This window comes from Gracilibacillus massiliensis, from assembly GCF_001458115.1.
Classification (GTDB): domain Bacteria; phylum Bacillota; class Bacilli; order Bacillales; family Amphibacillaceae; genus Gracilibacillus; species Gracilibacillus massiliensis.
In genome coordinates, this window is record NZ_CZRP01000011.1 from 164526 (window position 1) to 177308 (window position 12783).

General features: G+C 35.7%; 11 protein-coding genes. 9 read left to right on the top strand and 2 right to left on the bottom strand.

Going from position 1 to position 12783, the window contains the following annotated elements; translation table 11 throughout:
- The first annotated feature begins 18 nt into the window (after positions 1–18).
- The 3 genes from BN3107_RS04590 to BN3107_RS04600 all read left to right on the top strand — a co-directional run bounded on the left by BN3107_RS04590 (position 19) and on the right by BN3107_RS04600 (position 2597).
- Positions 19–471, top strand: coding sequence for a MarR family winged helix-turn-helix transcriptional regulator (locus tag BN3107_RS04590; protein ID WP_058306451.1), 453 nt, complete (start codon positions 19–21; stop codon positions 469–471).
- Positions 472–575: 104 nt separating this feature from the next.
- The gene (locus tag BN3107_RS04595; RefSeq protein WP_058306452.1) at positions 576–1535 is read left to right on the top strand and encodes an alpha/beta hydrolase; all 960 of its coding nucleotides are present in this window, start codon (positions 576–578) and stop codon (positions 1533–1535) included.
- Between the two features lie 201 nt (positions 1536–1736).
- The gene (locus BN3107_RS04600) at positions 1737–2597 is read left to right on the top strand and encodes a hypothetical protein (RefSeq protein ID WP_058306453.1); all 861 of its coding nucleotides are present in this window, start codon (positions 1737–1739) and stop codon (positions 2595–2597) included.
- 646 nt (positions 2598–3243) lie between these two features.
- Here BN3107_RS04600 and BN3107_RS04605 read toward each other — a convergent pair.
- Positions 3244–3738, bottom strand: coding sequence for a GbsR/MarR family transcriptional regulator (locus BN3107_RS04605; RefSeq protein WP_058306454.1), 495 nt, complete (start codon positions 3736–3738; stop codon positions 3244–3246).
- A gap of 245 nt (positions 3739–3983) precedes the next feature.
- Here BN3107_RS04605 and BN3107_RS04610 point away from each other — a divergent pair, with 245 nt between their 5' ends.
- From BN3107_RS04610 to BN3107_RS04630, 5 genes are all read left to right on the top strand, one after another.
- Positions 3984–5180, top strand: a complete 1197-nt coding sequence (locus BN3107_RS04610) for a quaternary amine ABC transporter ATP-binding protein (RefSeq protein WP_058306455.1) — start codon at positions 3984–3986, stop codon at positions 5178–5180.
- The gene (locus BN3107_RS04615) at positions 5173–6009 is read left to right on the top strand and encodes an ABC transporter permease (RefSeq protein WP_058306456.1); all 837 of its coding nucleotides are present in this window, start codon (positions 5173–5175) and stop codon (positions 6007–6009) included. The genes BN3107_RS04610 and BN3107_RS04615 overlap by 8 nt, the downstream gene beginning before the upstream one ends.
- Positions 6010–6078: 69 nt before the next feature.
- Positions 6079–7002: a glycine betaine ABC transporter substrate-binding protein gene (locus tag BN3107_RS04620; protein ID WP_058306457.1), complete on the top strand. Its 924-nt coding sequence runs from the start codon at positions 6079–6081 to the stop codon at positions 7000–7002.
- Between the two features lie 1658 nt (positions 7003–8660).
- Positions 8661–9461 carry an ABC transporter ATP-binding protein gene (locus BN3107_RS04625; RefSeq protein ID WP_058306458.1) on the top strand — a complete coding sequence of 267 codons (801 nt, stop codon included), beginning with the start codon at positions 8661–8663 and terminating at the stop codon, positions 9459–9461.
- Complete coding sequence (locus BN3107_RS04630) at positions 9454–11052, top strand: hypothetical protein (RefSeq protein WP_058306459.1); 1599 nt, start codon at positions 9454–9456, stop codon at positions 11050–11052. The genes BN3107_RS04625 and BN3107_RS04630 overlap by 8 nt, the downstream gene beginning before the upstream one ends.
- A 36-nt stretch (positions 11053–11088) precedes the next feature.
- On the opposite strand, the gene BN3107_RS04635 is transcribed toward BN3107_RS04630, so the two are convergent.
- On the bottom strand, positions 11089–11871 hold the full coding sequence (locus BN3107_RS04635; RefSeq protein ID WP_058306460.1) for a SurA N-terminal domain-containing protein: 783 nt from the start codon (positions 11869–11871) through the stop codon (positions 11089–11091).
- A gap of 228 nt (positions 11872–12099) precedes the next feature.
- On the opposite strand from BN3107_RS04635, the gene BN3107_RS04640 reads away from it, so the two are divergent.
- Entirely contained in the window at positions 12100–12780 is a 681-nt protein-coding gene (locus BN3107_RS04640; RefSeq protein WP_058306461.1) for a phosphatase PAP2 family protein, read from the top strand.
- Positions 12781–12783 lie beyond the last annotated feature (3 nt).

A 12783-nucleotide genomic window follows, 5' to 3' on the forward strand; every position in this document is an offset into this window, starting at 1 on the left:
AATCAAGGAGCGAATGAGATGAAAGATCAAGATATGCTCACAAATGAGTTGGTAGAACAAGTGTTAACGGTATTACCACTGCTACCAAAAAAAATTTTCGATTCAACACCATCTGTCAAAAGTGAAGGGCTCCATCCTTCTCATTTCCATGTCCTGCATATTGTCGAGCAGGCCGATTCGATTCAGATGGCTGATATTGCAAACAAATTAGGTATTAATAAATCAAATTTAACACCATTAATTCAAAAACTTGTCGAAAAAGGCTATATTTATAAGATAAAAGATAATCAGGACCGACGCATTACCTATATTAAAATGACAGTAGAAGGACAACAGTTTTCCAAAAAAAATAAAGCAATCTTGTATGATAAGATGCAAGAACGATTTTCTTCATTATCACAAGATGATAAAAACGATTTAAAAGCTTCTTTTACCAAAATAAATAAAATTTTATCTAATATAGAAGACTAAAATATTGACTGAATTCACCAACTTTTCCAGGAAATAAATCCCCTTTTCAGCCATTTCAATTGTTATACTAGAGATAACATGTCGAAAAAAAGGGGGATTTTTGGGTGAAGAAAAGTAAGCGCTTAAAATTAATAATAGTGACTATCGTTACTCTATTAATGATAGATATTGTTGCAGGTAATTATTTCTATAATCTAGCTATCAAACGAGAACAGAAAACCTTTTTACAAGACAATAATGATCTAGAAGTCTCTGCTACAGCGATGGATGTATTTACAAAAGGGCAATGGAGAAGTTGGGTTACAGAGCAAGACTTTGAAGAATGGAAACTGAGAACGTTTGATAACTTACGATTATCGGGTTCTTATTTACCAGCAAAGCAATCAACGAATAAAACAGTAATTTTCACGCATGGTTATCTTGGTAAAGGAACAGATATGGGACTATATGCAAAATATTATTATGAGACGTTGGGCTACAATGTTTTTTTCTATGATATGAGAGGTCATGGGAAAAGTGAGGGTGACTATTTTGGATTTGGCTGGCATGACCGTCTAGATGTACTAGATTGGACCGAAAATATCATTGATAGAGTTGGAGAAGATGCAGAAATCATATTGCATGGTTTGTCAATGGGTGCAGCAACAATGTTAATGGCCAGTGGAGAGTCACATCCTGATCAAGTAAAAGCAATTGTAGCGGATAGTGCGTATACAGATGTTTATCAATTATTTCAGTATCAAATGAGTCGCATGTATCATTTGCCCGCAGTACCAATATTACCTACGACTAGTTTAATTGCAGATTTAAGAGCAAACTATTCTTTCAGGGAGGCTTCAGCACTTGAACAAGTTAAAAATGCACAAGTCCCTATTCTCTATTTTCATGGAAAGGCAGATACTTTTGTACCAACGGAAATGGCTAATCGATTACATGAAAATACTAGTACTGTGACAGATATCATGTTATTCGATGATGCTGGACATGGTGAAGGGTATGCCCTGCATCCAAAAAAATACCAAGAACAATTACAATCCTTTTTAGACAAAGTAGTCGAACAATAAAGAAAAGCTAGTGACTTCTGAAACTGTATATATAGTATCCTTAATTCGCATTATTATATATATTAATTTTAACATGAAAGTAAAATTATAGTAATAAAGGCTTATAGGAGTGTGAGGAATAGTTTGGTATCATAAAGTAAAGGGTATAAATATAATAAGAAAGCATGCCCAAAAAAAGATTAATAATAGGGGATGGTCAATATGAAAAAGAAAAGTTTATTCGTAATTATGTTAATGTTATTTTCACTATTTTTGATGGCCTGCTCAGAAAATGATGCAGAGGAAAATAATACAGAAGATGTCGACAATGAGCAAGAAGAGCAAGTAGAAGATGAAGAACCTGTAAATGAAGATTCAGATGCAGACGCCGAACAAACTACTACCCTAACAGAAACAGAAGCAATAGACATTTTAAATGATTACCGTGATACTTTTATGGAAGTAGTAGAAAATAGCGATAATGAAGGTGCACTGCAAGGATATGAAACAAAAGAAGAATTAAAAGAAGATTTTACAACAATAATGTCAGATGTATTAGCTGAATCTTTTGTTGCTCATTACTTTGAAGAAGATAATGGAAAATTATATGTGGTAGCGACAGAAGCACCGGTTTGGTTTGACCAAGAACAAGAGTACTCCTTTGAACAAGTAAGTGATGAAGAATATGAAATTGTCCAGGAAAATTCAGGTGAATTAAATGGAAATGTTAGAATGACGTATGTCATCACTTTAGAAGGTGAGGATTGGATTGTATCAGAAGTGAGATCCGAGGAATTAAATACTGATACAAATGAAAATGATGAACAAGACCAAGAACCATCAGAAGGTGATAGTGGTGATGAAGGTGAGATAACGGATGCGAGAGCAGAAGATATCGTACGCCAACACCTCAATATTGGACAAAATTCTGAAATTAATGTGGTAATGGATCATAATAATGAGGAAGGCGATTTTGTCGTGCAAGTTTATGAGTTAGTTTCTAATGGTGAAACAAGCCATACGGCAACATTAGGATGGTATATTGTCGATAAAGATGATGGTTCCGTTGAAGAAATGATGTAACAAACGAGAGACTAGGCCAATATAATCTTATAATTAGAAAATCCAAACGATCTGATCGTTTGGATTTTTCATGCGTATTAGGAATGCTGCGCAATAATCATTGTGGTAATTTTAAAAACAGTAGTGTGCTAGCATGACGCTCCGGCCGATTGCTTCGCTTTCCGCGGGGACGGCTTCAGCTAATTTTTCAACATAAAATAAATTTTATGTTGAAAAGTGGATCTTCAGCTCGCCCTGTTCCCGCAGGAGTCTTCGCAATCGGCCTCCGCTATATATATCTTTTACAATGCTTGTGAGAGGTAGCTTTTTGAATTGTTACACCAATCTGTGAATTTTTCATTAGTTAGAAATAACATAATGCATCTTCATGCTAGCATTGTAGCATATCAAATTAGCGTAGGCCTCCGCTTCTACTCCTACGGGATGTTTTTATCCGAAGATCCACTTTGGCAAGCGGTTTTTGCTTACCAAAGTTAGCTGAGGAGAAAAAACCGTGGAAAGAGAAGCGGACAAGCCGTAGTGGTTTCTAAGCACACACATCATCTCAAAATCACTACATCACTTATTGAACAGTATCCTGATACTGTTCAACGATACATATTATTCGTTTTTGAAGCTAAGAAACATCTTTATGCTTCCGTCTATTTTATAGAAAATCATTTTTTTTTATTTTTGAAAATACTTCTTCCAATGAGCGATGAAACGATATTGCTTCATGGATTTTATGTTCAATTAATTGTTTATGTTCATTAGGGTGGTTATCCAAATCGTCTTGAATATCAGCTAAGTTGTTGATTTGAAGATTTAGTGACTCTAGCCAACGATTGACATAGGTTTTCATGAATTTCTTATATAAATCCTCACGTGCCTCATACAAATCTTTTCGTACCCCTTTTTGCCAGACGCGTTCGACCAGATTAAATTCCTGTAATCTCCGAACTGCATAACTCATTGCTGTTTTACTTTTACCTAGAGATTCCTTCATTTGATCTAATGTCATTGGTGTCTCATGCAAATAGAGGGTGACAAATAATTGTGCTTCCGTTTTATTTAAAGAAAACATTTCTAATGTTTTAGAGAATTCCGAAATGATTTTATTATTTACTTTTTCTAGTTTCATTTGATCTGCTTCATGTGACATCAAGCATGACAACCTCCTTAAAAACCTTATTTATAACTTTACACTACATAATTTAAAAATCAATGGAAATACTACATATATGGTAAAAGAAAGGAATTCATTTTGTAAAGTTTAAACTTTATAAACGTAATAAACAGAAAAAACAGTGTGTAACGCTTGAAATTTATATGTAAAACCTTTAGCATGGTAAAAGTGATGCAAAAAAACAGCGGAAAAAGTCGAATAAAATGAGGTGATATCAATTCATGTCTGTTATTAATGTGAATAATTTATCAAAAGTATTTGGTAAAAAGACAAAAGAAGCACTCTCATTATTAGATGAGGGTTATTCAAAAGAAGAAATATTAAAGAAGACCGGCTGTACTGTAGGTGTGAATCGTGCCAGCTTTGAAGTTGAAGAAGGAGAAGTCTTTGTGATTATGGGACTCTCTGGTAGTGGTAAATCTACACTTGTGCGATTATTGAACCGTTTGATTGATCCAACGGAAGGCGACGTAGAAGTTGGTGGAGAAAACCTTGCGAAAGTTGGAAAGGAAACATTAAGAAAAGTTCGTCGCGAAAAAATGAGTATGGTTTTCCAAAAGTTTGGACTGTTTCCATTTCGTACGGTATTAGAAAATACCGAATTTGGTCTTGAAATACAAAAGATCAATAAAGAAGAACGAGCTAAGAAAGCAAAAGAAGCTTTAGAATTAGTTGGATTGGGAAGTTTTATTCACCAGTATCCAGATCAATTGTCCGGTGGGATGCAACAACGTGTTGGTTTAGCCCGCGCCTTAGCAAATGATCCTGAAGTACTTTTAATGGATGAAGCTTTTTCTGCGTTAGATCCTTTAATCAGAAAGGATATGCAAGATGAATTATTAGATCTACAAGAAAAAATGCAGAAGACAATCATTTTTATTACCCATGATTTGGATGAAGCATTAAGAATTGGTGATCGTATTGCATTAATGAAAGATGGTTCGATCGTACAAATAGGTACACCAGAAGAAATCCTGGTGAATCCTGCCAACGATTATGTCGAGCGTTTTGTCGAAGATGTCGATCGATCTAAAGTATTAACTGCTAGTCATATTATGAAACGACCTGAAACGGTGGATATCGAAAAGCACGGTCCTCGCGTTGCCTTGGAACGTATCCGCGAGCAAGGCTTATCTAGCATTTATGTAGTTGATCGCTCTAAACAATTAAAAGGCTATGTGATCGCAGAAGATGTAAAAGCAGCAAGAGAAAAAGAAGAAAAAGATTTGCACACCATCTTACGTACTGATATGCCGATCGTTGGAAGTGATGCACCAATTCATGAGATTTTTGAAATCATTCATGATGCACCAGTTCCAGTAGCTGTCGTCGAAGAAGGTAAGTTAAAAGGTATTATTGTACGTGGAGCAGTAATTGCAGCACTAGCAAATGGAAATGGGGTGACGGAAGATGCTTGATTTTATACCCAAAATTCCGTTGGCTGATTGGGTCAATACAGCAGTTGAGAATATTCAAAACACATTTGAATTTATTTTTGATCCGATCAAAGAAGACTTTGGTGATTTTGTTGAAAACACTGCTGAATGGTTAAGTCAACTGCCGCCAATATTGATTATTATTATCGTTGCTCTTATTACTTTTTTCGTATCTGGTAAGAAATTTGGTTTATCGATTTTCTCAATCGTAGGCCTTTGGTTTGTTTACAATCAAGAGCTTTGGGAACAATTAATGTATACTTTCACACTAGTTGTTTTTGCCAGTTTAATATCGATTATTATTGGTATTCCAGCTGGTATATGGATGTCAAAAAGTAAATGGGCACAGACAATTATTACGCCGATATTAGATTTTATGCAAACAATGCCAGCCTTTGTTTATTTAATTCCAGCCGTTGTTTTCTTCGGTATCGGAATGGTGCCAGGTATTTTTGCATCCGTAGTATTTGCAACACCTCCTGTCGTAAGATTTACGAACCTCGGAATCAGACAAGTTTCTGCTGAGTTAGTAGAAGCAGCTGATGCATTTGGTACGACAGGATCACAAAAGTTATTTAAGGTTGAATTACCAATGGCTCGCAAGACGATTATGGCTGGAGTAAACCAAACTGTTATGCTTGCATTGTCGATGGTTGTTATTGCATCGATGATTGGTTCACCAGGTCTCGGTAATGATGTATTAACCGCACTACAACGTTCGCAAGAGGGACCAGGTTTTGTGGCCGGTTTAGGCATTGTAATTTTAGCGATTATTATTGATCGTGTATCACAAAACCTAAACAAAGGATAAGGTGATAAACTTTTCCAGAATTACTGGAAAGTTTAAATATATATTTTATAGAAAAGGGGAGATCTATTCATGTTAAAAACATGGAAGTCTTTAGGATTAATGGCTGTATTAGCCTTAGTATTAGTACTTGCTGCTTGTGGTGGTTCAGATGATGAAGACACTACAGAAGATACAGGAAGTGACGAAGGAACAACAGAAGAAACTGCAGTAGGCGATGGAAAAGAAATTGAACTAGTTTATGTGAACTGGGATACAGAAATCGCGTCTACACATGTTGTTGGTGAAGTATTGAAAAATTTAGGATATGATGTAACTCTTACATCAATCGAAAATGCAGCGATGTGGGAAGCTGTAGCAACTGGAGAAGCTGATGGTATGGTAGCTGCATGGTTACCATTAACTCACGAAGCACAATATTCTGAATTTGGCGAAGATGTTGTTGAATTAGGACCTAACCTAGAAGGTGCAAAAACTGGTTTAGTTGTGCCATCTTATATGGATGTTGATTCTATTGCAGATTTAGAAGGTCAGGCAGATCAAACGATTACAGGTATTGAGCCTGGTGCTGGTGTAACTGCTGCAACAGAAGCGGCAATTGAAGAGTATGATAACTTAAGTGATTGGGATTTACAAACATCTTCTAGTGGAGCTATGACAACTGCACTAGGTGAAGCAATTGATAATGAAGAAGAAATCATTGTAACAGGTTGGTCACCACACTGGAAATTCTCTCAATATGACCTTAAATATTTAGAAGATCCAAATGGTGGATTTGGTGAAGCAGAAACAATTGAAACAATGGTTCGTCAAGGCTTAGAAGAAGATCTACCAAACGCATATAAAGTCTTAGACCAGTTCAACTGGACGCAAGAAGACATTAACTCTGTTATGGTAGAAGTTGTTGTAAATGAAGAAGATCCAGTAGAAGCAGCACAAGCTTGGATAGAAGATAACCAAGATAAAGTTGCAGAATGGACAGAAGGCGTAGAATAATAAAGTGAAGATTGAGATAAAAGAATTCTTTAATTAGAGAAATCCAAACGATCTCGAAAGCTATTTTCGAATCGTTTGGATTTTTTATGCGTATTAGAAGGATTATGCGGCATAACTCTGGTGGTGATTTTGAAAGGGTATATGTGCGTGGTAACCGCTTCTGCTTGCCCAGGAGTAGCCGTCAAGGCTGAGAATCTAATGGAGTGAAAGTCTCCTGTCATCAATTGACCGGTTCGGATGACTAGTATATCCAATGCGTGGTGAGGTAACGAGTCACGTTCTGCTTGGAAGTAAAAGTCACTGCGGCTCAACTTTACGCAGAGAGAGTATGGGTCGGAACAGCTAGAGTGGCGAGCAAATCTAGAGGCTAGAAGGCTTTAACGAATACTGCAGCTCCGAAATCGAGCGCCCTTCAGAAGCTGTTGAAGGGATGTCTGTGATGCGCCGACCTGGTTGGGCAATGGGGAAGGCCGATGTTCTATGGGAAGTAACGGTCAAGAGCACCATAGAAGCAGCCGGAGTAGGGGTTCTGGCATCTAGAGAAAGATTTTCAGAGATAACGACGGGAAAGTCCTACTTCCAGCTGGGATGACAACAACCAGCAAAGACCAACCATATAAGTGACAAGCGAAAATGGTTAGGAGGATTTAGGATGGACGCATGAGGTCGTAGTAGCGAAGAGGAAAGGGTAATGCCTTTCTAAGCTTATGGAATGAAGCTTCTACAAAGGTAACACCAGAGTAGAGCGAAGGACCTCTGGGCGACTGGGCGTCCGTGTCAAAGAATAAACAGAACACAGAGTCTGTTGAATGATTGGCATAAGACTAGCATATAAGTAAACTTATGTATCAATGGGTGAACATGCGTGTCAGCATTTAAACCTGGGATACATAAGGAAGGCTTATATAGCGATAGAAACCCAGTGTCAGAACCGGACTCGGGAAATCCGACCGTCCGGGATCGTATGGGGGCTGCAGGAAACGTGGTTTTATTGAATGCGCGCGCCTGCCATCTACCCGACCTTCCCTTTCCGTGGGGTTTTCCATTCAGCTAACTTTTCCAAGCAAAAACCGCATGGAAAAGTGGATCTTCATGGAAAACGATCCCACAGGAGTGGAAGTGGCCGCCTACGCTGAATGAAACTCTACAAAGAATGCAAATGCTAGCATTTTGGATTATTACAGATATGAACATATTTTATTAATTAAGATTAGTAATCTAAAGATAAATTCGTAAGCGATATGTTATGAATTAAAGCCAACATTTTTATTCTTACTTTAGTTGTAGAGCATTAAAAAGCGCAGGCGTCTGCTTCCACTCCTGCGGGATGTTTTTATCCGAAGATCCACTTTTTAAGCGACCTTTGCTTAAGAAGTTAGCTGAGGAGAAAACCCCGCGGAAAGGGAAGCCGACAAGATGAAGCGGTTGATACGCAGTTCTCAAATCTCATAATTACCACTACAATAGTGTCATATTGTCCTGCTTTTGTGTAACACTATATATTTCATTTTTTGTGTTTTTAGTTAAACATAATATATATATGTCCTAACCTCTTTTTGCTTTTGAAATAACTTAATAAGAACAGAAATGTCTAATTTTTTTAGAAAATAAAGAATAAAAAGTAAATATATGTTAAGGTGTTAGTGGAGGTGATGATAATGTCCCAATCTGAAGAAATCGTACTTTCCATCCGAGATGTATCAAAGTCCTATGGGGCAACGCAAGTCTTAGATTCTATTAATCTCGAAGTGTATAAAGGGCAAATTATTGGTTATATTGGACCAAACGGAGCAGGCAAAAGCACAACAGTAAAAATGATGTTAGGTCTCATTACAGAATTCGATGGCAATATTGAAATATTCGGTCATAATATTAAAACAAGTGGAGCAGCTTATAAAAGCAGAATTGGATATGTACCGGAAAACGGAGAAATCTATGATAGCTTAACACCATTAGAATATTTATCATTTGTTGGCGGCTTGTATGGAATGAAAAACGATGAAATAACTTATAAAACAACCGAATTAATGCAGTTATTTGATTTAGAAGATATGTTACATACGAGAATCTCATCTTTTTCAAAAGGGATGCGCCAAAAAGTATTGATTATCGCTAGTCTTATACATAACCCTGATTTACTTTTTCTAGATGAACCTCTTAGTGGCCTTGATGCCAATAGTATGATGATCGTGAAAGAAATTTTAGATCAGTTGGCAAGTCAAGGAAAAACTATTTTTTACTCTTCACATATTATGGATGTCGTCGAGAAGATTAGTAATCGGATTGTTTTATTAACAGATGGTGAAATTGTCGCAGATGGTAGTTTTGAACAACTTCAACAGCAAAACAAAGAAGGTTCACTAGAGGAAATCTTTAATCAATTAACAGGTTTTGATCAGCATCAGGAAATAGCTAATCAATTTGTTTCCGTTGTTAGAAATGGTGATCACAATGTCTGATTTTAAGTCCTTAAAGGTGTTAGATAAATTTGAGTTTATATTTCAAAAGGCAAATATCGATTATAAGATGATGCGACACATATTATATATTAAACTATTGATGGATGCTAGAAGAGTCCCAACCATTTTTAATGAAGCAAAAGATCAATCAGGTAATCAATTTCTTAAGTCTCTTTGGATCTATGCTTTGATGGGACTAATTCTAATTCCGTTTCTATTTGGCGATGAATTTATTTTTCAAATGAGTATTTTATTTTCGATCGTTATGTTTATCGTGATGACATCGATGATTTCTGATTTTTCGAGTGTGTTGTTAGATGTTAGAGATAAGATGGTTTTAAGCACTAAACCAGTAGATTCGAAAACAATTAACGCAGCCAAAGTGATTCATATTACGATTTATTTAGTGTTTTTATCGGCTGCATTTGTCGGGATTCCTTTAATTGTTGGTTTATTTAAGCATGGGATTATCTTTTTCTTAATAAGTCTTATTAGCTTTACCTTTATTAATATACTGGTTTTGATTTTAACTGCGATTGTATATATTACGATTCTCCGATTTTTTGATGGTGAAAAGTTAAAAGATATTATAAACTACATACAGATTCTGCTAAGTATTTCTATGGTTGTTGGTTATCAATTAGTGGCCAGATCGTTTAACTTTGTTAACTTAGATATCAGCTTTACTTTTGAATGGTGGCACATTTTTATGCCTCCGATTTGGTATGGTACTATTTATGAAATGGCAATGAATGGAGTGGTTAATCAAAGCTATATTATTCTTGCGACACTAGGTATAGTTGTTCCATTTCTTGCGCTTGCTCTTTATGTGAAGCTCATTCCATCATTTGAACGTAATCTCGAGAAATTATTATCCAATGGAGGCAAACATAAAGAAGTGAAAGATTGGTGGATGAAACTTTGGTCGCGTTTGCTTGTCCGAAAAAAACAAGAAAAGATATTTTTTGATTTTGCTGGTCGTATGATAAGAAATGAACGGGATTATAAATTAAAGGTATATCCTTCCATTGCAATGGCTTTAGCGTTCCCATTCATTTTTATTATTAACGATTTGATTTTACATAATATGGAAGAGATACAGGAAGGGAATATGTATTTCGCTATGTATGTTTGCTTTATAATGATTCCAGCAGGTGTACAAATGCTTCAATATTCAAGTACTGAAAAAGGAGCATGGATTTACCGGACAGCACCTATCGAAGATATTAGGCTTAGTCACCGGGCAACATTAAAAGCTTTTTTTGTAAAATTGTTTATACCCGTCTATTTCATTCTTACTCTGATATTTTTAGTTATGTTTTCTGAGAGAATTATTCCATTTTTAATTGGATTGCTGTTATCTGCTTCTGTTTTTGGGAGAATTTGTTACAAAACATTTTTCAAAAACAGCTTACCTTTTTCAGTCTCCTTTAAAATCGCTCAAAATAAGCAGGCAGGAGAGGCACTGGGTATGTTGGCTCTTATCGTATTATTTGGTGTCATTCACTATGTGGCAAATATTTTCCCATACGGGTTAATTATTCACGGTCTAGTTTTACTAGTCATAAACTTATTGATTTGGAGAAAATAAAAAATCCCCCATATGTCAGGGGGATTTCCTTCTTACTTATATTAATTTCTCGATTTCAGCATTTTCTCTTAGTTCTTCAATTTTAGCACTAATCTCTTCTTGCTTTTCCTGCTGTTTTTGCGTTGTTAATTGTTGCTTAATTGTGCTTTCTGCTTCTTCAAGTGGTGGAACCTCTTGATCTGATTGTTCTTTTAACTGATTGTAATATTCTTCTACTTCTTCATCTGTTACTGTGATACCTATGACAGATTCCATATACTGATTTCTCATTAAGTCATTTTCTAGTTGATTTTTATAAGATTCTTCGGTAAAACCCTCAGACTCAAGTATGGAAGCAAAGTCTTCACCAGATTGCTCTTTTAAAGCTGTAATTTGACTTTCGACTTCTTCTGTGTCGACTTCAAGTCCCTCTTCTTTCGCATCTTGTAAAATTAACTCTTGTGTAATTAACTCATTTAAAACTTGGTCTTTAACTGCATCTGTATCTTCTACATCTTGGCCATATTGTTGGAGCATATTTTTTACTGTTGGATATATACGATTATACTTGGCAGCTGAAACTTCTTCTCCATTAATCGTCGCTACCGCTTGTCCTTCTTCGACAACCTCTTCATCACTTATTGCATTCTGTTGAGCTTGAGCACTTTCAGTATCTTCTTCATCTGTTGCCACTGTCTCTTCGTTTGTTTCTTCACTAGTTTCTTCAGAAGAAGTATCCTCTTCCGTATTATTTTCTTCAGCTGCATCATCATTGCCACAAGCAACCATAATAACTGCTAAAGTCATCATCATCATTAATAACATTATTATTTTTTTCATATTTCTATTACCTCCAAATAAAAAACATTGTTTGTCCATTCAAACATATGAATAGGTGTAATTGCAAATCGTAAAAATGAATGAAAGACTGTAAGACCCCGAGGGGACAACAGTTAAAGTACTTTATTACATTTAAACAACAATGGAAAGGAATTCTTCACACTTTTGCCACAGAAGTTTTATTTTCTATTAGATAGGGAAGATAATCAATAGGAGTGAGTATAAAATATGATATTAAAAGATCTTTCAAAAGCTGCAATTATTACTTTAGTAATAGGATTTATTACGATTATTGCAACAACAGCGTTATTTTTAGAACTGGCTGAAGACGTCTTAGAAGAAGAAATGTTTATGGTGGATCAATTCTTTCAAGATAATTTGGGGTTTGAGTCAGGTAACTTTATTTATCAAATGATGGAGCTTATAACTGAAGCAGGGTCGGTTTTATTTTTAACGATCATATCACTAGTAGTTATTGCCTATCTATTGTTAACTAAGAAAAGTAAATGGTATATTCTATTTTTTATCATTAATATGGTTGGTATTAGTGCGTTTACGAAAGTGTTGAAGTTATTTTTTGAACGTACTCGTCCTGAATTGATTGATCAATATGATGGAACAGGCTTTAGTTTTCCTAGTGGACATTCGACAGGAGCTATTGCATTTTATGGTTTTATGATATATTTGGTTTGGAAAAAACCATCTCGTCAGTGGATCAAATTTTTCTCGATCACATTATTAGGATTACTGGCTCTTCTCGTACCTTTTAGCAGAGTAGTGTTAGGTGTTCACTTCTTTACAGATATTTTAGCTGGTATGGCTCTAGGATTAGCTTGGTTAATTACTTGCTTGATTTCCTTAGAGTTTTTGCTTTGGCGAGGAAAAAGGAAAAAGCTTAAACAAAGCTAATTT